The sequence below is a fragment of the Methylovirgula ligni genome, assembly GCF_004135935.1.
GTDB classification, from domain to species: domain Bacteria; phylum Pseudomonadota; class Alphaproteobacteria; order Rhizobiales; family Beijerinckiaceae; genus Methylovirgula; species Methylovirgula ligni.
This window is the reverse complement of the sequence record NZ_CP025086.1, coordinates 2,223,395-2,245,580: the sequence shown is the minus strand read 5'-3', so window position 1 is coordinate 2,245,580 and position 22,186 is coordinate 2,223,395. Positions and strand designations below refer to the sequence as shown.

18 protein-coding genes are annotated in these 22,186 nt (G+C 63.2%); 5 read left to right on the top strand and 13 right to left on the bottom strand.

Going from position 1 to position 22,186, the window contains the following annotated elements:
- Positions 1–2,508, bottom strand: coding sequence for a cell cycle histidine kinase CckA (gene cckA, locus CWB41_RS10805; RefSeq protein ID WP_245411286.1), 2,508 nt, complete (start codon positions 2,506–2,508; stop codon positions 1–3).
- A gap of 413 nt (positions 2,509–2,921) precedes the next feature.
- Here cckA and CWB41_RS10800 point away from each other — a divergent pair, with 413 nt between their 5' ends.
- Entirely contained in the window at positions 2,922–3,905 is a 984-nt protein-coding gene (locus CWB41_RS10800) for a flagellar biosynthetic protein FliO (RefSeq protein WP_115836713.1), read from the top strand.
- 84 nt (positions 3,906–3,989) lie between these two features.
- On the opposite strand, the gene CWB41_RS10795 is transcribed toward CWB41_RS10800, so the two are convergent.
- The 8 genes from CWB41_RS10795 to yajC all read right to left on the bottom strand — a co-directional run bounded on the left by CWB41_RS10795 (position 3,990) and on the right by yajC (position 12,808).
- Entirely contained in the window at positions 3,990–4,712 is a 723-nt protein-coding gene (locus CWB41_RS10795) for a hypothetical protein (RefSeq protein WP_129396465.1), read from the bottom strand.
- 71 nt (positions 4,713–4,783) lie between these two features.
- Complete coding sequence (gene lspA / locus CWB41_RS10790; RefSeq protein WP_115836715.1) at positions 4,784–5,329, bottom strand: signal peptidase II; 546 nt, start codon at positions 5,327–5,329, stop codon at positions 4,784–4,786.
- Positions 5,326–8,373, bottom strand: a complete 3,048-nt coding sequence (ileS, locus tag CWB41_RS10785; protein ID WP_115836716.1) for an isoleucine--tRNA ligase — start codon at positions 8,371–8,373, stop codon at positions 5,326–5,328. The genes lspA and ileS overlap by 4 nt, the downstream gene beginning before the upstream one ends.
- A gap of 165 nt (positions 8,374–8,538) precedes the next feature.
- Complete coding sequence (locus tag CWB41_RS10780; protein WP_115836717.1) at positions 8,539–9,354, bottom strand: phytoene/squalene synthase family protein; 816 nt, start codon at positions 9,352–9,354, stop codon at positions 8,539–8,541.
- A gap of 12 nt (positions 9,355–9,366) precedes the next feature.
- Entirely contained in the window at positions 9,367–9,753 is a 387-nt protein-coding gene (locus tag CWB41_RS10775; protein WP_115836718.1) for an Mth938-like domain-containing protein, read from the bottom strand.
- 97 nt (positions 9,754–9,850) lie between these two features.
- On the bottom strand, positions 9,851–10,819 hold the full coding sequence (gene secF / locus CWB41_RS10770) for a protein translocase subunit SecF (RefSeq protein ID WP_115836719.1): 969 nt from the start codon (positions 10,817–10,819) through the stop codon (positions 9,851–9,853).
- A 9-nt stretch (positions 10,820–10,828) separates the two neighbouring features.
- Positions 10,829–12,424: a protein translocase subunit SecD gene (secD, locus tag CWB41_RS10765; RefSeq protein ID WP_115836720.1), complete on the bottom strand. Its 1,596-nt coding sequence runs from the start codon at positions 12,422–12,424 to the stop codon at positions 10,829–10,831.
- Positions 12,425–12,466: 42 nt separating this feature from the next.
- Positions 12,467–12,808 (bottom strand): preprotein translocase subunit YajC, encoded by a 342-nt coding sequence (yajC, locus tag CWB41_RS10760; protein WP_115837098.1) that lies wholly within the window; start codon positions 12,806–12,808, stop codon positions 12,467–12,469.
- Between the two features lie 152 nt (positions 12,809–12,960).
- Between yajC and CWB41_RS10755 the strand changes: the two genes are divergently transcribed.
- Complete coding sequence (locus CWB41_RS10755; protein WP_115836721.1) at positions 12,961–13,863, top strand: ATP-binding protein; 903 nt, start codon at positions 12,961–12,963, stop codon at positions 13,861–13,863.
- A gap of 51 nt (positions 13,864–13,914) precedes the next feature.
- Here CWB41_RS10755 and CWB41_RS10750 read toward each other — a convergent pair whose 3' ends face one another.
- The gene (locus tag CWB41_RS10750; protein ID WP_115836722.1) at positions 13,915–15,354 is read right to left on the bottom strand and encodes an APC family permease; all 1,440 of its coding nucleotides are present in this window, start codon (positions 15,352–15,354) and stop codon (positions 13,915–13,917) included.
- 423 nt (positions 15,355–15,777) lie between these two features.
- Here CWB41_RS10750 and pdxR point away from each other — a divergent pair, with 423 nt between their 5' ends.
- The gene (gene pdxR / locus CWB41_RS10745; RefSeq protein ID WP_115836723.1) at positions 15,778–17,235 is read left to right on the top strand and encodes a MocR-like pyridoxine biosynthesis transcription factor PdxR; all 1,458 of its coding nucleotides are present in this window, start codon (positions 15,778–15,780) and stop codon (positions 17,233–17,235) included.
- A gap of 24 nt (positions 17,236–17,259) precedes the next feature.
- Here the strand turns inward: pdxR and CWB41_RS10740 are convergent, their stop codons facing one another.
- Positions 17,260–17,658: a hypothetical protein gene (locus CWB41_RS10740; protein ID WP_115836724.1), complete on the bottom strand. Its 399-nt coding sequence runs from the start codon at positions 17,656–17,658 to the stop codon at positions 17,260–17,262.
- Positions 17,659–17,828: 170 nt separating this feature from the next.
- On the opposite strand from CWB41_RS10740, the gene CWB41_RS10735 reads away from it, so the two are divergent.
- Positions 17,829–18,926: a calcium:cation antiporter gene (locus CWB41_RS10735; protein ID WP_115837099.1), complete on the top strand. Its 1,098-nt coding sequence runs from the start codon at positions 17,829–17,831 to the stop codon at positions 18,924–18,926.
- A gap of 22 nt (positions 18,927–18,948) precedes the next feature.
- Here the strand turns inward: CWB41_RS10735 and CWB41_RS10730 are convergent, their stop codons facing one another.
- Positions 18,949–19,725 carry a COG4705 family protein gene (locus tag CWB41_RS10730; protein ID WP_115836725.1) on the bottom strand — a complete coding sequence of 259 codons (777 nt, stop codon included), beginning with the start codon at positions 19,723–19,725 and terminating at the stop codon, positions 18,949–18,951.
- Positions 19,722–20,729: a tRNA dihydrouridine(20/20a) synthase DusA gene (dusA, locus tag CWB41_RS10725; protein WP_115836726.1), complete on the bottom strand. Its 1,008-nt coding sequence runs from the start codon at positions 20,727–20,729 to the stop codon at positions 19,722–19,724. The genes CWB41_RS10730 and dusA overlap by 4 nt, the downstream gene beginning before the upstream one ends.
- Before the next feature lie 371 nt (positions 20,730–21,100).
- Here dusA and CWB41_RS10720 point away from each other — a divergent pair, with 371 nt between their 5' ends.
- The gene (locus CWB41_RS10720; RefSeq protein WP_115836727.1) at positions 21,101–22,087 is read left to right on the top strand and encodes a D-2-hydroxyacid dehydrogenase family protein; all 987 of its coding nucleotides are present in this window, start codon (positions 21,101–21,103) and stop codon (positions 22,085–22,087) included.
- Positions 22,088–22,186 lie beyond the last annotated feature (99 nt).

Below are 22,186 nucleotides of genomic sequence, written 5' to 3'. Positions count from 1 at the left end.
TCAAGCCGGCGGCGCCGCGCCTTTCACCGCCTCGACCAATTGCTTCAACGTGAAAGGTTTTGCCAGGAAGCCGAAATCCTCGCCCTCGGGGAGATTTTTCTGGAACGCATCTTCGGCGTAGCCGGAGACGAAGATCACTTTCGCGAGCACGCCGCGCTTGCGCATTTCGCCGAACATGGTCGGGCCGTCCATTTCCGGCATCACGACGTCGGAAACGATCAGATCGATCTTGGGATTCTTTTCGGCAACCTCCAGCGCCTCAACGCCGTTCGCCGCTTCGAGCACGGTGTAACCGCGCGCCGAGAGCGCGCGCGCGCCGAAGGCACGCACCGCCTCCTCGTCCTCGACGAGCAGAATGGTGCCGTGGCCGGTAAGGTCCGCCGCCGGTTTCTTCGCCGCTTCCTTGCGGACCTCCTCCTCGCCCGCAACCGGAACATAGCGCGGCAGCAGGATACGGAAGGTCGTGCCGACGCCAACGGTCGAATCGCAGAACACATAGCCGCCGGTCTGCTTGACGATGCCATAGACCATCGCGAGCCCGAGGCCGGTCCCCTTGCCGACTTCCTTCGTCGTGAAGAAGGGCTCGAATATCTTGTCCCGCACATCCTCCGGGATGCCTGTGCCGGCGTCGGCGACCTCGATCATCACGTAATCGGCGGCCGGCAGGGATTTCTCGTTGAGCTTGGCGCAATCGGCCGCCGCAAGATTTTTGATGAGCAATTCAATCTTGCCGCCCTTCGGCATGGCGTCGCGCGCATTGACGACGAGATTGATGACGACCTGCTCGAACTGGTTGAGATCGGCCTTCACCAGCCAGAGATCGCGGCCATGCCGCAATTCGAGGCTGATCTTCTCGCCGACGAGGCGGCGCATCAGCAATTGCAGTTCCGAGAGAACGTCGCCGAGCTGCAGAACTTCCGGCCGCAGCGTCTGGCGGCGCGAGAAAGCGAGCAATTGCCGCACCAGCCCCGCCGCGCGATTCGCGTTCTGCTTGATCTGCATAATGTCCTGGAAGGACGGATCGGTTGGCCGGTGGTTGGCAAGCAGCAGATCGGAATAGCCGATGATAGCGGTGAGCACATTGTTGAAATCATGCGCGACGCCGCCGGCGAGCTGACCGATGGCCTGCATTTTCTGCGATTGCGCGAAATTCTCCTTCAGCGTGCGCAGCTCCGTCGTATCGAGCGCATAGATGGTGGCGCCGGGGCCGTCCGCTTCGTCGGACGGGGAAAAGAGCAGGCGCGCCGACCGATCGCCCGAAAGCTGCACGTCGGCGGGCGCGATATCCGTCTTCAACTCCGCCGCCGCAACAACCGCGGCTTCCACCGCGCCGCGATTGGGTTCGGCGATGCCGCCATAGATCGTGCGTTGCGCCGGATCGGCGCCCTTCAGCGCCTCGGGCATCAGCTTGGCGAAGGCGGTGTTGGAGCGTTTGATCCGGCCACCGCGATCGACGATCGCCATCGCCATCGGCGCCGCGAGGAAGACGCGGGCGAAACGAACTTCGGCCGCGCGCAAATCCTCCGCCGGTTCTTCGCCCGGCGCACGATTGAAGACAAGCGTACGCGAGGCGCCCGCCAGGCCATCCTGACCGAAGGCGACCCGGTGCAGGAGCCGCACCGGCAGGCTGCGCCCGTTGCGGCGCTTCAAATCGAGATCGAGTTGCTCGGTGATGACGTCGCCCGGACCGCCAGCAATGCTCGAGAGCAGAACGGCGCCGCCGCCGGCGATGAAATCGTTGAGTTCGAGACCGCCGGAGCCGACCTGCGCGAGATCGTAATCGAGCCAGCCGGCCAGCGTCGCGTTCATATAGGACACGGCACCCGCAGCATCGCAGGAGAAGAAACCCGCCGGCGCATGGTCGAGGAAATCGATCGCATGCTGCAATTCCTGGAAGACATTCTCATGCCGCTCGCGCTCGCGCGTCACGTCAGCGACCGTCCAGAGCGTTGCGCGCTTGGAGCCGGAGAAATTGAGCGGTCGCACCCGCACGCGATACCAGCCGACGCCCGAGTCTCCCGCCAACGGCGGCGAGAGACGCAATTCCTCGGTATTGCGTTTGCCGTCGCGCGCCGCCTGCGCCAGCCGATAGATCGATTCGGAGACATCCGAGGAGCCGGAGAAAAGCCGCTCGACGACTTTCAACTGACTCGGATCGCGGGCGCCGGAAATGCGCATATAGGCATCGTTCGCGTAAAGGATCTTGCCGTCGCCGTCGCTGACGACAGCGCCCTCCGGCTCGCTGTCGCAGATGAGCCGGGTCAGATCACTGCGCGCCGCCTGACCGGAGAATTGGAAAAACCCAACGGCGTAGCCGAACAGCGCGAAAATGCCGATCACGGCCAGCACGGTCAAAAGGCCAATCACCAGCGTGCCGGCCTGATCCTTGGGCAGAACCGAGAAGGCGGCAATCGGCGCCACGAGACAGGTGGCGAAAAGCAGGACCAGACCCGGGCTGCCGGCACGCTCCGTACGATCGAAAGCGGCGGTCGTTGGCTGATCTGTCAAAACATCACCCTCTTCTGCGTCCCGGCTGCGTCGCTGCCACGGCCTCGTCAACGGGCTGCGATTCGGCAGAATGGAACCGGCGTCCGGGCATTGCAATGCGAGCATTGGGCTTTTCCGCCCCGGACAACGCGCGGAAGCGGCAGACGCCATCCGGGGCGACACTTGCGCAAAAGTTGCGTGACGCTAAGGTCGTTCCGGCTCCGCGTGTGGATGATCGAACATGGCGATTCCCATGCGATGGCGTTAACCATTTATTAACCTCTGCCGGGCGTGCTCGCACCCGGCGTGCTAGGGTACGACAATTCAAGGCGATTTCGGGCCGCCGGGTAAGGCTGGCAGAGGCCCGAAAAATCACCTAAAGCGGCAGGACGGCACGCAGCGGGCGTGCCGCGGATGAGGGATTTCAGGAGCTTATGCAAGCCTTTAGCTGGCTCAGTGGAAACAAGGCCTTAGCCTATGGCGCCGCCGCGCTGGCGCTGGTTGTTGCGGCCCTTTTGATCCTTCTCGTCTTCCGTTTGGCTTTCGGCCGCCGGTTGCGGATGTCCGGACGCGGCCGGCAATTGCGGCTCGGCATCGTCGATGCCTTCGATCTCGACCGTCAGCGTCAGCTCGTCATCGTCCGCCGCGATAATACCGAGCATCTCATCATGATCGGCGGCCCGAATGACATTCTCATCGAGTCGCAGATCATCCGCGCCGAAGCGCGTGAAGGCCGTCAGCGCGAGAAGGAGCGTGACCGCGACCACCGCGAGAAAGACTTCGCCGAACCCGTGCAACTGCCGCCGGCACAGCCGCTGAAACCCGCACCCGAGCCGCAATTGCCTTTCGTCCCCGAGGCGCCGGCCCCCGTCGCATCGCCTGCCGTGCAGCCCGCGGCGCGTACTCCGCTTCCGCCGATCACGCCGCGCCGGGCGCCGCCACGCCCGGAGCCAAAGCCGGCGACACCGGCTCCGCCGGTCGAAAAGCTGCCCGAGCCGCCTGCCCCTGCGCCGGAGCCCATCACGCCGCCGGCCGCCGAGGTCGTATTCCCGCCCGCCGCTGAGGTGCCGCCCCCGCCGCCGGCGAAACCGGCAGCCGCCACGCCCGCGCCGGGCTTCATGCGCTGGCGTCCGGGTCAATCTCCCGCGGGGCAACCACGGCCGGCAGGCCCGGGCTTTACCCAGCCGATCCGGCCACCGAACGAGCCGAGCCTGCCGCCTGCGCCGCCATTTGGGCCGATCACGAGCAAGCCGTCCGAACCGCCGCTTGCAGAGTTGCCGCCCGCGCCGCCTAGCCCGGCCCCCGCAACGCCGGAACCCGAGACGCCAGCCGTGACACAACCGGCCGCAGAGGACCTGATGGTTTCTCTCGAAGAAGAAATGGCAAAGCTCTTGGGACGCGCGTCAGACAAGCCGTGAGGGCAAATCTTGAGGGCAAAGCATGGGGGTCCGTCTTAACCCTTCCACGCGCGGCGCCCTCAGCTTTCTCAGCATAAAGACGGATCAGTTGGTCGAGGAGCTGGTATCGGTGCTCGAATGATGGTGGTGGCGCGGCGCGCCAACATCCACGGCGTCCGATGAATCCGTCGCGCCAGTGCCGCTGTCGGCGTCGCTGTCATCCTCATCCTTCACCTTCGGCATTTGATAACCGGGCGGCGGCTGAGTCAGATATTTGCGCGGCGGCTCGCTGCCGATTCTGAGTTTCGACGTATCTTCGGAATGTCCCTGGAAGATATTGCCCCACCCTTTGGTGAAACCGATCAGATCGGACGGTCCGTAAAAGCAGATCGGCTTGCCGGCCTGATTGCTGCAGGTCTCGCTTTCGCCGGACGGCGAAGGTTTGGTCTTGTCGGCATCGGCGACGAAATCGCCGGGACTTTGATCCGAACTCGAATCGCTGGAAGGCGCCGGGCGGCGTGAATCGGCTTCCGCTCGGACGCGCGCCGCTGCGTCGGGATCGTGCGGCCAATTGGCCGGGGTACCCAGCGATGCCTGCGGCGGCGGCAGATCCATTTTCGGCGGGACGACAAGCGACGGACGCGGCGCGTAATCGATCGTGCCGTCATCCGGCGATTGCTGCTGCTTATGGCCGAGGCCGACCCAGCCCAGCATGGAATTCCACATATCGCCATCGGCACGGGCGGGGCTTGCCGCCAGCAGTGCCGCAAGCGCGACGCCGCTCAAGGCTGCGGCGCGGCGGCGGGATTTGATTGAAGTGAAGGGCACGGAACTCTCCCTCGGCGCTTTCGCGCGATATTGCATCATGGCACATTTCACGGCGATTTGTGGGCAAGCCCTCATTCTGCCCCATCGGCTGTGCGGCGCGGCTTTTCACCCAACCCTTCGATAAGCAGCAGCCCTACCCCAATGCAGATCGCGACATCGGCCAGGTTGAACACGTACCAGGAAAAGCCGCCGACGTGAAAGTGATAAAAATCAGCCACATAGCCGTAGGCGAGCCGGTCGGCGGCATTGCCGAGCGCGCCGCCGATGATGAGCCCGAGGGCAAAACCGGTCAGCATGAGCCGCGTGCGCCAAAGCCAAAGCATCAGACAGGCGGTCGCCACCGCCGCGATCAGCAACAGAGCCCAACGGCCGAAATTCGACTGCGCGGTGAACAGCGAATAGGAAATCCCCGTATTTTTCAGGAACACCACATCGAAAAACGGCGTCAACCGGACCGGCTGTCGCGCCGCGATGCCGTAGTCGAAGATCAGCCAGAGCTTGTTGACTTGGTCGAGCGCGAGCGTGGCGAGCGCGGCCAGCAGGCCGACGATCCGCGCGCGGCCCGAAAAATTCTGCGCCTTGCGCGCGGGCACGGAGCGCTCCGCCTGGGCGCTCATGGCCAACGCCCCAAAGCCGCCAATTCGCGCAGGGCCTGCGCATCGCGCGGTGTCACGTCCGGAAATTCCACATCGCTGCCGACAAGCGGCGAGATTTTCCAGGAGCGCGCGCATTTGCGCCCCTCGGCCCGTGCCGGGACCACGGCGACGCCCGAAACGTCGGCGAGGCGGAAGGCGTCGGCAGGCCCCTCCCCCGCCTCGACCGTGATGTCGGAGGTGATGCAGACCTCGGCGAAATCGACTCCATCCAGCGCGCCGCGCAAATCCGCGTCCGCGACATAAACGAGCGGCGCGGCTTCGAGCGAGGAGCCGATACGCTTCTGGCCGCGCTCGATCTCAAGCGCACCTGTGACCACGGAGCGCGCGCGGCGCACCTTCTCCCATTTTTCCGCGAGCGCTTCATCGCGCCAATCCGCGGGGATCTGCGGAAAGCCTTCGAGATGCACCGAGACCGCGCCCGGATACCGCGACAACCACGCTTCCTCGCTGGTGAAGGCGAGGATCGGCGCGAGCCAGAGAGTCACGGCGCGGAAAATCTGCTCGATGGTTTCGAGCGCCGCGCGGCGCTTGCGGCTCGACGGCGGATCGCAATAGAGCGTGTCCTTGCGGATGTCGAAATAGAAGGCCGAAAGATCGGTGTTGAGAAAGGCCGTGAGACGCGCGACGACGCGCTTGTAATCGAAGCGCGTATAGGCCTCGCGAATATCCGCATCAAGCTCCGCGAGACGATGCAGCATCAGTCGTTCAAGCTCGGGAAATTCGGCGAAGCCAATCTTCTCCGCGCCCGCGTCGTAGTGCCCCAGCGAGCCGAGCATCCAGCGGATCGTGTTGCGCAGCTTGCGATAGGTCTCGACGAAGGTTTTGAGAATCTCCGGGCCGATGCGCAGATCGTCGGAATAATCCGACGCCGCGACCCAGAAACGCAGAATATCGGCGCCCGATTGCGCGATGACCGTCTGCGGCGCCACGACATTGCCGAGCGACTTCGACATTTTGCGGCCGTTCTCATCGAGCGTGAAGCCATGCGTCAACACGATGTCGAAGGGCGCGCGCCCGCGCGTGCCGCTGCTTTCCAGCAGCGATGACTGGAACCAGCCGCGATGCTGGTCGGAGCCTTCAAGATACATCACCGCGTCGCGGCCGCCGTCGCGAATGCGCCTAATGCCGGAAAGGCCGGGAAAATCCGTCGCGTCTTCCAGCGTGAAGGCGTGAGTCGAGCCGGAATCGAACCAGACATCGAGCACGTCGTCGATCTTGTCGAAATCCTCCGGCTTGTAATCCGGCGCGAGGAAGCGGGCGGCGACATCCGGCGCAAACCACGCATCCGCGCCCTCTTGCTCGAAGGCTTCGGCAATGCGCGCATTCACCTTCGCATCGACGAGAATGTCGCTTGTGCCCTTGCGGACGAAGATCGCGATGGGTACGCCCCAGGCGCGCTGACGCGAGACGACCCAATCCGGGCGCCCCGCCACCATGCTGGTGATGCGATTCTCGCCCTGCGCCGGAAACCATTGCGTGCGGGCGATTTCGTCGAGGGCGATTTCGCGGAGGGTGGGGCCGCCATTGCTGCCCCGCGCACCTGCACTCTCGGTGAGAGACGCGATCGGTTTGTCCAGCGCGATGAACCATTGCGGCGTGTTGCGGAAGATCAGCGGCTTCTTCGAGCGCCAGCTATGCGGATATTGGTGCTTGAGGCGCCCGCGCGCGATGAGCGCGCCAGCGTCGATGAGCGCCTTGATGACCCCCTCATTGGCATCGCCCTTGTTGCCCTTGTCGTCGAGCACGCGCTTCCCAGTGAAGCCCGGCGCTTCCTTGGTGAGAAAGCCGTCCGCATCGACCGTGTAAGGGATGCGGGTATCGATGCCACGCGCGGCTAGCTCACGACCATGCGCCATCCAGATGTCGAAGTCGTCGCGGCCGTGGCCCGGTGCGGTATGGACGAAGCCCGTACCGGTATCCTCCGTCACATGCTCGCCGTCGAATAGCGGCACATCGAAGTCGTAGCCGAGAAGCGTGCGCGCCAGCGGATGCGCTGCCGTCAAGGTTTGCAAATCCTCGGCATAGACGGGCGCGACCTTCTCATAAGCCTCGACCTTGGCAGCCTTGAAAACGCTGTCGACAAGCGCGTCCGCGAGGATGAATGTCGCACCGACCTTGGCCCAATTGTTCTCGGGCGCGGCGGTGACGCGATAAAGGCTGTAAGCGATCTTGTTCGAATAACTGATGGCGCGATTAGCCGGGAGGGTCCAGGGCGTTGTCGTCCAGATAACGATCTTCGTCTCTTCGAGCAGCGCGCGCTTTTGCCCAACGCTAAGGCCCTCGCCCACGACACGCACATTGCCGACCGACTTGACCGGAAACGCCACCCACACCGTATCGCTGACATGGTCCTCGTATTCGACTTCCGCTTCGGCCAGCGCGGTCTTCTCGACGACGCTCCACATCACCGGCTTGGAGCCGCGATAGAGCGCGCCGTTCGCGGCGAATTTCATAATCTCGCGGGCGATCTGCGCTTCGGCCGGAAAGGTCATCGTCTCATAGGGATGATCCCAATCGCCGATGACGCCGAGGCGCTTGAACTCCTCCCGCTGCACATCGACCCAATGCGCGGCAAAGGCGCGGCACTGGCGGCGGAATTCGATGATCGGCACTTCGTCCTTGTTCTTGCCCTTGGCGCGATATTCTTCCTCGATCTTCCATTCGATCGGCAAGCCGTGACAATCCCAGCCCGGCACATAGTTCGAGTCCTTGCCTGCCATCTGCTGCGAGCGGGTGACGAGGTCCTTCAGGATTTTGTTGAGCGCATGGCCGATATGGATGTTGCCGTTGGCATAAGGGGGCCCATCGTGGAGGACGAATTTCGCCCGTCCCTGCCCGGCTTCGCGCTGGCGCTGATAAAGCCCGATCTCGCGCCAGCGGGCGAGCAATTCCGGCTCCTTCTGCGGCAGCCCTGCGCGCATCGGAAAATCCGTCTGCGGCAGATAGAGGCTTTTCGAATAATCCGGGCCTTCGGCCTTCTTGGCCGCCCGCGTCTGTTCATTCATCTGTGCAATGGCCTGATCGGGTGCGGCAAAGCCGCGAAAACATGAGCATCGCCCCGGCGGCGCACTGGCTTAGGCGCCGGCCGGGCTGATAATTCGGGCCGCGGATGAAGTTTTCCTGAACATGGGGCCTTCTAGACCATTCCCGGCGGCGTGCAAACCGCTCCCTCAGCCAATCCGTCCCGCGGCGCGCCAGAGCCGCCATTGCCGCCGCCATTGCGGCACCTCGACCAGCGTCGTGAGTGGATCGTAGCCCGGCTTTTCCATCTGCCGCAGATAAAGCTCGCAGAGCGCGGCGGGCAGAAAGGCCGGCGCAGCCTGCCCCGCGCAGGTGACGGGCTCGGCGGCAAGCGCCGCCAGATTCTGCCGGGCGAGCGCCCGCAGCCTAGTCAAGGCCGCGTCGAGCGCCGGCCCGTCGGCGCGCAGGTCAGACGCGGGGTAAAGCTCGCGCGGCACATAGGTTTGCCCGGCCGCGACCTGCCAGGGCAGACCGCGCAGCAGCCCGGTGATGGCATAGGCCAACCCCGCATGCGCCGCCGCCCCGGCCGCCTCAGCTTGTGGATCGAGGATCGTAGCCGCGAGCTGGAACAGGCTGCCCGCTGTCGCTTTCGCATAGGCTTCGAGCGCCGCGACGCTCGGCATAGGTTCGTCGTAGAGATCGAAGAGCCGGGCGTCGATCAGACTGATGAGTTTTTGGCCCGGCAGGCCGAAGCGTTCGACCGTATCGAGAAGCGCGGACGCGATGGGCGCCTCGTCCGCGCCGCGCTCGCCCGTCAAAATATCGCGCCAATATTGAAAACGGATTTCACCCAGCAGCGACTCAGATACGCGCTGGCGGACGCTGGCGATCTCGTGGCTGAAGGCATAGAGAGCGACGACATGCGGGCGCAGAGCCGCCGGCAGAAACAGGCAGGCAAGCCAGCGATCCTTGTCCTCACGGCGCAGAAGCTGGTCGCAAAAGGCATAATCGGCCGCGTGGTCCATCGCGGTCCTTTATCACGCCACGGCGATGAGCGCCGCCGCGACCCGGCGGTTTTCGCCGAGCAAGACCGAATAGGTGCGCGCGGCGGCGGCGCTCGCCATCGGCTCGGCGCGGATGCCGGCTTTATGCAGCGCCTCACGCAGATCTCTGGCAAGCGGGCGCAGCTCTTCGCCGGTGCCGATCAGCAGGTGTTCAACGGCGCCCCGCGGCTCGGCAAAGACCTGCGCAAGCGCGACGGCGGACAATTCTTCCGGCCCTGTCACGTCCCAGGCGTAGATGCCGGAGGGCAGCGCGAGAATCGAACCACGATGCGACATGCCGCCGAAGCGGAAGCCGTAACCGCCATAGCCCTCGATGACATGTTTGCCGGGAAGAAAGCCGGAATATTTTTGGCCGGACATCGCGCTCTCATCGAAGCTTCGTCATTGGGAGAAGCGAAAGCGACGAAGCAATCCACACATCTGGATTGCTTCGCTTGGCTCGCAATGACGGGCCGAACTACGCCGTCTTCACCGCGCCCGTTTTTTTGGCCTTCGCATCCTTCGCCTCGGGCGCCGGGGCGGACTCGGCGCTGGTGTTGCGCAGGCCGAGATAGATCAGCATTGGCGAGCAGATGAAGACCGAGGAATAGGTCGCGACGCAAATGCCCCAGATCATCGCCAGCGAGAACGAGCGGATGACCTCGCCGCCGAAGATGACGAGCGACAGCAGCGCCAGGAAAACGGTCGTCGCCGTCATGATCGTGCGCGGCAGGACCGCGTTGACCGAAACGTCGATCAACTGATCCGTCGGCATCTTGCGGTATTTCTTCAGCATCTCGCGGATACGGTCGAGCACGACGACGGTTTCGTTCAACGAATAGCCGACGATGGTCAGGATCGCCGCGATCGACGTCGTGTTGAATTCGAGCCGCGTGATCGAGAAGAACCCGACCGTCAGCAAGAGATCGTGCATGGTGGCGATAATGGCGCCAACCGCGAACTGCCACTCGAAGCGGAACCAGAGATAGCAGAGCACCGCGATGATCGAGATGACGACACCGAGCGTGCCGGACTGAACCAGCTCGCCGGAGACGCGCGGGCCGACGACCTCGACGCGGCGGAAATCATATTGGCTGCCAAGCGCGTCCTTGACCGCGGCGACGGTCTGTTCCTGCGCGACCGCGCCCTCCTTGGGCACACCGAAGCGCAGCAGCGCGTCGGATGGGCTGCCGAAGCCCTGCACCTCGATATCGCCACTCGTAAGCTTGCGCATTTCGCTGCGGATGGCGCTGATATCGGCGGTCCCGGACTTGGCCCGCAGCTCCATCAAGGTGCCGCCGGAAAAGTCGATGCCGAAATTCATGCCGAGCGTAAGGAACAGCACGACCGAGATGATCGAGAGAGCCGCAGAGAACGGATAGCTCACGCGGCGGAACCGCATGAACGGGAATTTGGTATTCTCCGGGGCGAGGCGCAGAAGCTTCATCAAAGGACCCTAGATCGGCAGCTTCGTTGGCCGCTTATGTTGATACCACAGCGCGATCATCATGCGCGTCATCGTCACCGCCGTCACGATGGTGGTGAGAATGCCGAGCGCGAGCGAGACCGCAAAGCCGCGCACCGGACCCGTGCCGAGGAAATAGAGGATCGCCGCGGCAACGAACATGGTGACGTTCGAGTCGACGATGGTAGCGAAGGCGCGCTTGAAGCCCGCATCCAGCGAAGAGATGACCGAACGGCCGGCGTGATTCTCCTCGCGGATACGCTCATAGATCAGCACGTTCGAGTCCACCGCCATACCGATCGTCAGCACGATGCCGGCGATGCCGGGCAGCGTCAGCGTCGCGCCGAGCAGGATCAGGCCCGCGAAGATGAAGGCGATATGCACCATCAGCGCGATATTGGCGAAAATGCCAAACGTGCCGTAGGTGATGAGCATATAGACAAGCACCAGCCCGGCGCCGACGAAGGCGGCACGCTTGCCGGCATCAATCGAATCCTGGCCAAGGCCCGGGCCGACCGTGCGCTCCTCAACGATCGTGAGCTTGGCCGGCAGCGCGCCGGCCCGCAGCAGGATGGCGAGATTGTTGGCCGATTCGACGGTGTAGCGGCCGGAGATCTGACCGGAGCCGCCGGTAATCGGACCCAAAATACGGGGCGCCGAGATTACCTTGCCGTCGAGCACGATGGCGAAGGGCCGGCCCACATTGGCGGAGGTCACCTCGCCGAAACGCTGGCCGCCGCGGATATTGAAGCGGAATTCCACCACAGGCTCGCCGGTGTGCTGATCGAAGGCTGGCTGGGCGTCGGTCAAATCCTCGCCCTGCACCATCACCTGCTTCTCGACCGGCAGCTTGCCGGGCTCCTCGACCTGGTCGAGCATGTCGTAATCGTTGGCGTCTTCGCCCGGCTGAGCGACGAGGCGGAATTCGAGCTTCGCCGTAGTCCCGAGGATCTGCTTCAGCTTTTCGGGGTTCTGCAGGCCCGGCACTTCAACGAGAATGCGGTCGTCGCCCTGGCGCTGGATGTTGGGCTCGGTCGTGCCGAGCGCGTCGACGCGGCGGCGCAGGACTTCGATCGATTGGTCGACCGCGTGGCGAATCTTGTCCTGGATGGCGGCATCGGTCACCAGAAGCTGGATCGTGCCATTATCCAATTGCTTGACATCGACACGTGGCGGCACCGGGCCGCCGAGCAGCGCGCCGCCGATGGGCTGAGCGAGCTTGGCGAGCTCCGGCGTGATCTTCTGCGCATCGGCCGGATCGAGCAGATGGAATTGCACGCCCTGCGGGAGCATGGCGACGCCGCCCGAGATCGGCACCTTCTGCTCGCGCAACAGCCGGCGCGTGTCGTCGCGCAGGTTCTGCACCTCGGTCTTCAATACCGACGCGGCGTCGACTTCGAGCAGAACATGCGAGCCGCCCTGCAAATCGAGGCCGAGCACGATAGTGCGCACCGGGAACCAGCTCGGCAGATGATTGGTGAGCGACGCGCGCGCGCCGGGCGACAGCAGGCTCGGCGCGATCACCAAAAGGGCGAGCACCGTCGCCGACAAGATCGAGACAACTTTCCAGGTCGCAAAGCGCAGCATTGGCGAAAGATCGTCTTTTCAGGTTGCGGAGCCGCAAGGCCCTCAGGCGGAATCCTTGACGGGCTCGCCCTTGGAGCGAACCTCGGAAATGAGCGCGCGCGCGACGCGCACCTTGATATTCGGCGCGATCTCCAGCTCGAGCTCATTGTCGTCGACAACGCGCGCGACTTTTCCGATCAGGCCGCCGTTCATCACGATCGTATCGCCGCGGCGGACATTCTTGATGATATCGGCATGTGTGCGCGCGTTCTTCTGCTGCGGTCGAATCACCAGAAAATACATGATGATAACGATGAGCGCGAAAGGCGCGATAAAGCCGAATATATCCGAAGCGCCGCCGGGCGCACCGCCAAAGACCTGAGCGAAAGCCGGGGTAAACAACATCTTCTCCTTCAGGGGCTTGGAGCCCGCGCGGGATATTTCGTCCCTGTTTTGCGCCGGGACTATAGCCAGCGCGGGCACGAAAGCAATGGCGCCAAGCTGGACGCGGACGCCCGCCTTCATTACATCGCGTTCATCCCGGACCTGTGAGTGATATGACAAGCCATCGTGAAGCCGGCGCCGCACTCGGCGCATCCGATCTTGAACCGACCCTGAAGCGCATCGCGGAGGCGCTGGAGCGTCTGGCGCCGCCCCTTCCGCCCGCAGCCGATTTCGCCCGCGCCGATGCCTTCGTCTGGCAGGCCAAGGGGGGCTTGCTGCATCCGGTCGTGAAGGTCAATCGGGTCGAGATGGCGCTGCTGCACGGCATCGATCAGGTGCGCGACATCCTCGTCGAGAACACCGAGCGCTTCGCCAGGGGCTATGCCGCCAACAACGCCCTCCTCTGGGGCGCCCGCGGCATGGGCAAATCCTCCCTCGTCAAGGCCGTCCACGCCGACATCAACCAGCGGCTGGCGGCGGCGCCGGGCTACCGGCCGATGAAGCTCATCGAAATCCATCGCGAGGATATCGAGAATCTGCCCGACCTCATGGCGATCCTGCGCGAGCAGCCCTATCGCTTCCTGATCTTCTGCGACGATCTCTCGTTCGATGCGGAGGACACGAGCTACAAATCGCTGAAGAGCGTTCTCGAAGGTGGCATCGAGGGACGCCCGGGCAATGTCATCCTCTACGCGACCTCCAATCGGCGGCACCTGCTCGCCCGCGAGATGATCGAGAACGAGCGCTCGACCGCGCTCAACCCCGGCGAGACGGTCGAGGAAAAGGTCTCGCTCTCCGACCGCTTCGGTCTCTGGCTCGGCTTCCACAAATGCAGCCAGGACGAATATCTCGCCATGATCTATGGCTATCTGGAGCATTACAAACTCGACGCCGACCGGACGAAAACGACGGCCGAGGCGCTCGAATGGGCGACGACGCGCGGCGCACGCTCCGGCCGCACCGCCTGGCAATTCATCCAGGACCTTGTCGGCCGCGCCGGCAAGACGACGGGGTGAGCAAAAAAGCGCGCCGTGAAGGCGCGCTTCTTTTTTCGATGATCGCCCGGCTTATTCCCCGGCGACCACACCCATGTCGCCCATGTTTTTGAACCGCGCATGGGCCTGGTCGAGGTCTTCCTTGATCGCGTCGGGTGCCGTCGGCGTGCGGCGGTAGAAGGCGATGATCCACACCGCGCCGATCGCGAGATAGACGAGGAAGGCATAGGGGAAGTAGTTCACCGGTGGCGACGGCACCGGATAGACGCTGCCGATGGCGGGAACCGCGAGCAGCAGCAGCGAGGCGGCACACCCCGCCATGTCGATCGGCTTAAGCTCGCCGATCTTCTTGAGATAGACCGGTGCCGCGACCGTGATCAGCGCATAGACGGTCACGAAGCCGAAGGCCGCACAGGTGCCGGCATCGTTGAAGATGTCCAGCAACTCCTGCTTGCCGAGCAATGCGATCGTCGGAACGGTGAACGACAACAGCGCCATGATGGTGACCGCAATGTGCGGTGTCTCGTTGGTGCCATGCGACGAAGCCGTCGCCGGCGGCAGGATGCCGTGACGTCCCAGCGCATAAATGATGCGGCCGCCCGCGCTGACGCAGGAGAGGTTCAGCGCGAAGAAGCTGAGCATCGCGCCAAGCGACAGCGGAATCTGCAGCAGCGGGATGTGGACAAGCTGCGCCAGGATGTTCAGCGGCTGGTCGATCTTGTCGAGCGTCGTCGAATAGCCGCGCGTGCCTTGTATTTCGAAATAGGTGACGAAGACGAAGAATACGCCGGAGATGATGAGGCTCCAATAGACCGAGCTCGGGACGGTCTTAAGTGGGTTTTTCGCTTCGTCGCCGAAGGCTGTCGCCGCCTCGAAGCCGACAAGCGAGAAGACCGCGACTACGACGCCGAGACCGAGGCTCGACCACGGTATTGTCTTGGTATCGAACTGCGCTTTGTCGATCACGAAGCCGTGGTGGCCCATCACGATCAAACCGAGGATGATGATGAGCGCCATCGAAATGCCTTCGCAGATCAGCATCGCGCGGGCGGACAGGTTGACGTTCTTCCAGGCGCAGAACCAGGAAATCACTATGCAGACCACGAAGAGTAGAAGAGGCGGCGCATTGATGCCCATCATCGACAAAAGTTTGCCGGAGAAGATGGTAAAACCGGTGATGCCTGCTATCGAGATGCCCAGATAGGACCAGATCAGCGCCCAGCCGCCGATCGCGCCCGCGGTGAGGCCGAGGCCGCGGCAAATGTAAGCGTACATAGAGCCGGCGGAGGTGGAGCGTTTGGCGAACTGGTTGAGATTGAAGGCCACGAACAGCAGCATGATCGTGCCGAGCGTGTAGGAGAGCCAGCTCCAATCGGCCGTGTTCGAATACATGACGGGGACGATGAGCGCCGCCGTCATCGTCGGCGAGATCAGCGCGATGTTTTGCGCGAGCAATTCAGGGAAGCCCAAACAATTGGCCTTCAGCTTTCCGGAGGTTGTGGTAGTTGCCATTGCCACATGCTTTCGAAAGAGGGGTTGAGCCTCTTGCGGCCAAAGATCACAAGCCTCCCACTCTCGTGACGTTGGGTCGCAATTGCAGTTGAGGCTAGGAGCGGGTTGGCCCGCCCTGAACATCCAGTTCTTAACTGCACGCTGGTCCAGATCGCCTTAGACGACGACCAATATTGCATTGCACGCCCGCGCCCGCAGGCGATCGCCCCATAAGGGCGGGAAACGGCACTTTCTTTAGGCTTTCGCCGCCCGAATCCGAGGCACGATGGAACTTCTTTTTGCAATGGTTCTAAATTTTCGGACGCAAAGGGGATTGCGGGCCAGCATCGTTTCATCGCATGGGCCACAAGCATAATTTTTGCTTTTGAGGAAAAAACCTGGCCTATCTGGCTAGGAATTTGAACCGCCATACTAGGGGCCAGAATGCTGCGTCCGTGGAATCCCAATCTCATCGTCCGTGCCGAAGGGCGCGGCAGTCTCAGTGTCCGCATCGCCCAGGCGATCATCGAGGAAATTCAGCGCGGCCGGCTCACTGCCGGCGACAGCCTGCCCGGCACGCGCGACCTCGCCAAGGATCTCGAAGTCAACCGCAAGACCGTCGTCCAGGCCTACGACGAACTGGCTGCGCAAGGCTGGGTGACGACCGACCAGCGGCGCGGCACGTTCATCGCCCGCAACATCCGCGACGGCGCCCCGCATAAGCCGGAGCCCGAACCGGCCCAGACTTTCGGCGAACTACGCGGCAGCGCCGTGAAACCACCCCTGCTCTGGCCGCGCCAGGGCAAGGTCAGCTTCGACGACGGCGTGCCCGACCAGCGCCTCATCCCGACGATGGCGATCGCACAGGCTTACGCAGGCGCAGCGCGCGCGGCTTCGCGGCAGCGGCTCCTCGGCTATGGCGATCCGCGCGGCACAGAGGCGCTGCGCCAGTCGATCTCGAAAATGCTCAACATGACACGCGGCCTCAACACGACGCCGGACAATATCTGCGTTACCCGCGGCAGCCAGATGGCGCTTTATGTCATCGCCCACAGCATCGTCGCCAAGGACGATACGGTGATCTTCGAGGAACTGACCTATCCGCCGGCGGTCCAGGCCTTCACCCTCGCCGGCGCCAAAGTGCAGGCGGCCAAGCTCGGCCCCGAAGGCATCGACCTCAACCATCTCGAAGCGATCTGCCGCCGCACCCGCGTGCGCGCCGTCTATCTCACGCCCGGCCATCAATTTCCGACGACCGTGGTGCTGCGCCCGAGCGCGCGGCTGCGGCTGCGCGCGCTCGCCGCGCAATTCGGCTTCATCGTCGTCGAGGACGATTACGATCACGAGTTCCAGTTCGACCACCAGCCGATGTTTCCGCTGGCGAGCAACGATCAATCGGGGCAGATCGTCTATGTCGGCTCGTTTTCCAAAGTGCTGTCGCCCAGCCTGCGCGTCGGCTATGTCGCCGCCCCGACCCACCTCATCCAGCAGATCGGCAATTGGATCGGCGCCATCGATCGGCAAGGCGATCCGATCACCGAGCTCGCCATCGTCGAACTGATCGAATCCGGCCAGCTTCGCCGCCACATCAAGCGGGTCCACGCGATTTTCGACAAGCGTCGCACGACCTTCGCCGAAGCCTTGCAGGATGAACTCGGCGATCTCGCCAGTTTCGATATTCCGACCGGGGGCCTCGCCTTCTGGGTGCGCTTCGCCGAAGATTTCGATCTCGGCAAGCTGGAGCAGCGCCGCCCGCAGGGCGCGCCGCAATTCCTGACGAGCGCGCAATGCGCGGTCGGCGCGAAGGCCAAACCCGCCGCCCGCCTCGGTTTCGCGAGCCTCGATGCGCACGAGATGCAGACGATGATCGAGAGGCTAAGGGATGCTGTGGAGGGCGGCTAGCAGAGCAGACTATGCCCCGTCACTTCATTTCGCTGCGGCGCGCGCGGAATCGGCAAAAAAATCACGTTGGAAAACCAGCCAGCCAAACAATAGCATGGCCGCGAGCACGATCAACGAACCGGCCGCCGCGAGCGGATTGCCTAACGCAATCCCGCTCGTCAACAATGCAACACCGAGCGTCAGAATGACCGTTCCCGCGATCCAAACGCAGACCTGAATCAGCGCGATCCGGCTTTGATCGAGAGCCGGATGCAGGTGATAGAATATGCCGATCAGGAACAAGGATACCCACCCAAGGAGATTCAAATGGGCATGTGCCGGCATTGTCGCGTGATTCTCCGAAATGCCCATGATGAGGCCCCAGACCATGCCAGCTGCCGCGGCGATGACGGCGGCGAGAAAACTCAGCGATGACGCTTTCATATCCCCTCCCTCGGCAATGAATTTATTGAATGATGGCAACCTACCCCGAAGCGTGATTTACGCAAGGGCCTCGGCAGGGCCAAAGCACGCGGACTTTCGCTGTTGGAAATCCCTTCCCTGCGTTCATGGCCGCTTCCTTATCGTGCGGCGAATCGCGGAATAATCTCCAAATGAGAACTCTCAACCTCCTTCGCCGCGAATGGCTCCTCCTCGTCAGCGTGGCGACGGTGGCGATCTTCTGGCGTTGGGGCAACGTGCTCTTTGCCGGGCTGTCGAATCCGTTCTGGCTGGTTTTCATCTTTCTCTGGCTGTTCGCGGTCATCCTCGCCTCGGCGCTCGCCGTCGTGCGCCACGCCGATGCGCTGGCCGGGCGGCTGGGCGAGCCCTACGGGACGCTGATCCTCACCCTCTCCGTCACCGCGGTCGAGGTGATGAGCATTTCGGCGGTCATGCTGCATGGCGCCAACAATCCGACGCTGGTGCGCGACACGCTGTTCGCGGTCGTGATGATCATCCTCAACGGCATGGTCGGCCTGTCGCTTCTCGTCGGCGGCCTGCGCCACTCCGAGCAGCATTACAATCTGCAAGGGGCGAACGCTTTTCTCGGCGTCATCATTCCGCTGGCGGTTTTCAGCCTCATCATGCCCGATTTCACCCAGACCACGCCGGGGCCCCGGTTTTCGGCGCATCAGCAGATTTTCCTGATCGTCATGTCGGCAGGGCTTTATTGCGCGTTCCTTGTGATTCAGACCGGACGGCATCGCGGTTTCTTCACCCTCGGCGACGAACCGATCGAACATTTCGCCAAAGTGCGAGAGCCGATCTTTCCGCACGCGGTGCTGCTTCTCGCCTATATGGTCCCGGTCGTGTCGCTCGCCGAAAAGCTCGCGCATCCGATCGATTATCTCGTCGAGACCTTGCACTTCCCCGACCAGCTCGGCGGACTTCTCATCGCGCTGCTCGTTGCAACGCCCGAAGGCATCGGCGCGGCGAAGGCGGCGCTGCGCAATCAACTGCAAAGATCTATGAATATCTTTCTCGGCTCGGTGCTGGCGACCATCGGCCTGACCGTGCCGGCGATGATCGCGGTGAGCCATATCACCGGCCGCAGCATCGACCTTGGCATCGAGCATACGGACTATGTGTTGCTGCTGCTGACGCTCGCCGTGAGCGTCGTCACCTTCGCCAGCGGCCGCACCAACATCTTGCAGGGCATCGTACACCTGCTCTTGTTTGCATCTTATGTGCTGCTGCTGATCGAGGGATGAGACTGCAGCTTTCGCAGCCAGGCTATGCCGCGTCCGGCTGCCCCGGATGCGTCCCCGCACGCTGCGGCAGGATGAGGATGCAGGCGATGATGAAGATCGCCAGAATCGCCGAGGCGAGCGGACGGCTGAAGGCGAGGCCACCAGCGTTCTGCGGCTTATCGAGAAAATCGCCGACCGTCGCGCCGAGCGGCCGTGTCAGGATGAAGGCGGCCCAGAACAGAAATACGTGCGAGACCTTCGTCCAGAAATAAAGTCCGACGAGCACAGCGAGCGCCGCGGCGAAGACAAGCGCCCCGCCGGCATAGCCAAGGCCCGAGGTGTCGGCCATCCAGTCGCCAAGCGCCGTGCCAAGTGTTTGCGAGACGGTGATGGCCGCCCAATAGAAGGCCTCGATCTTCGGCGTGTTCACTGTTTCGACGGAGATGGAGCCTTGCGTCCGATACCAGAGGCCGAGAACAGCGAGCAGCCCAGCAAACAAAAGCGTCGCGCCGCCGGCATAGCCGATGCCCAAAGAGCGATCGGCGAAATCGGCCATTGTCGTACCGGCTGTCGTCGAGGCGATGATCGTCGCCCAATAAAGCCACGGATGAAATTTTTTCGCCGCGATCTGGAGAGCGACGAGCACGAGCAAAGCGGAGAGAAACAGCAGCGTGCCGGCGAGATAGCCCCAATTGAGCGTCATCGTCACGGTGTCGCCGCCGGTTTCGCCCAGCGTCGTCGCGGCGATCTTGATGATCCAGAAAACGAGTGTGACGGCGGGCACCTTGCTCGCCACGTCGCGCAATTCGCGGCTATTCACGCGGCGGCCTCCGCGGCCGCGCCCTCGACGACGAGGTTCATCGCCTCGCGCAGCACGGCGATGCCCGCACCCGGCTTGACGGCCTCGGTCGCGAGATGGCGGCGGAAGGCGCGCGCCCCCGGCAGCGTATTGAACAGCCCGAGCACATGCCGGGTCATCGCGCCAAGCGGCACGCCTTCGGCCAGGCGCGCCTCGATATAGGGGATGAAGGCTTCGAGCGCCGCGTGGCGGCTCGCGGCCGGCGCTTCGGCGCCGAAGAAGACTGGATCGACATCAAGCAGCAGCGCCGGGTCTTGATAGGCCGCGCGGCCGACCATCACGCCGTCGAGATGCGCGAGTTCCGCCTGCATCTGCCCAATATCGGTGAGGCCGCCGTTGAGCACGATCGGCACATTGGGAAATTCGCGTTTCAGCGCACGCACGCGCGCATAATCGAGCGGCGGAACACTTCTGTTCTCGCGCGGCGACAGGCCCTTGAGCCACGCCTTGCGGGCATGGACGATGAGTGCATCGGCGCCAGCGGCGACCACGCGCGCGGCGAAGATCGACAAGGTCTCGGGCGGCTGATCGTCGACGCCGATCCGGCACTTCACAGTCACGGGCAGGTCCACCCGCGCTTTCATCGCCGCGACGCAATCGGCGACAAGCTCCGGCTCGCGCATCAGGCAGGCGCCGAAAGCGCCGCTCTGAACGCGCTCGGACGGGCAACCGATGTTGAGATTGATCTCGTCATAGCCGAAATCGGCCGCGATCGCCGCCGCCTCGGCTAGATCGGCGGGCTCCGAGCCGCCGAGCTGCACCGCGACCGGATGTTCCGATGCCTCGAAGCCGAGCAGACGCTTGCGATCACCGTGCAGGATCGCCGCGGCGGTGACCATTTCAGTATAGAGCCGCGCGTGGCGCGAGAGCTGACGGTGAAAGACGCGGCAATGCCGGTCCGTCCAATCCATCATCGGCGCCACGCTGAAGCGCAGGCTTTGGCTATCGTTTAATTTTTCTTTCATATCAATTCGTTGCGTCAACCATTCTGCTGCTCGTTCATGGCCTGTCTGTTGGTGCTCGCGACAAGCCCGGTCGTATCTTTAAGGCCTCGTTATTCTACGGCGGCACCTTATAGGGAGATCATCGAACAGGGAACGCATGACGAGCTTGTCGTGCATAACGGCCTTTACGCCAACCTCTACAAGCGTAATTTTTCATCCTTCGACGAAATCTCCGCTTAAAGCGAGAACGTGAACGTCGCCGACGCCGACGTCACCCCTCGGCGCTGGCTGCCGCCCACGGTAATATCTATAATCGCGACGGTCACCGCGCCCGAGACAGGCATTTCGCACGCGTCCAGCCGATCAGTGTCATTGAACCAACGCGAGGCTACATGCCCAAAGTAGCGATACTCGACGACTACGCACGCGTCGCCCTCGACCTCGCCGACTGGTCGCCCGTGCGAAGCAGGGCGGAAGTTACGGCTTTCGACCGTCACCTCTCCGAGGACGAAGCCGTTGAGGCGCTGGAATCGTTTGATGTGGTTTGCACACTCCGCGAGCGCATGGCTTTTCCGCGCACGCTGATCGAACGGCTGCCGAATCTGAAACTGATCACGATCGTCGGCATGAGCCTGCCGAACCTCGACATGGCCGCTGCCAGCGAACGCGGCATCCTCGTGACGCATCCGAACTTCGCCGACCCGAGATTCGCCGCTGCTGGCAACGGCACGCCGGAATTGGCATGGGGGCTGCTGATCGCGACGGTGCGCAACCTGGCCGAAGAACACCGGCACATGCGTGAGGGCGGCTGGCAGACCACTACCGGTCTGACCCTTTCCGGCAAGACGCTCGGCCTTCTCGGTCTCGGCAAGATCGGCAAGCGCATGAACGAATATGCGAAGGTGTTCGGGATGGAGGTTATCGCCTGGAGTCAGAATCTTACCGACGAGGCCGCGGCGGCGGTCGGCGCGCGCCGGGTCGAGAAAGAGACTCTCTTTGCAGAAGCCGACGTGGTCTCCATCCACCTTGTGCTGTCGGAGCGCACGCGAGGTCTCGTCACTGGAGCCGAACTCGGCTTGATGAAGCCAAGCGCCTATTTGATCAACACCTCCAGAGGTCCAATCGTCGATGAGGCTGCTCTTATCGCTACTCTTGGAGCTGGACGGATCGCCGGAGCAGGGCTGGACGTCTATGACATCGAGCCGCTGCCGCACGACCATCCGTTGCGGTTTCTGCCGAACGTGACGCTGTCTCCCCACCTTGGGTACGTCACTCGCGAACTGCTCAACGCGGTTTACTCGGACACCGTAGAAGCCGTGGCGGCCTGGCTGGATGGAAAGCCCGTTCGCATCGTGAACCAGGAGGCTCTACGGCGCTAATGGAAACGGGGAATAGTATGCTCCCCGCAATTGCGTCCAAACCGTTCCGTCAATCTCTCCTAGCCACTCTGAAGACTTTCGCGATTACGCTGCAGACCC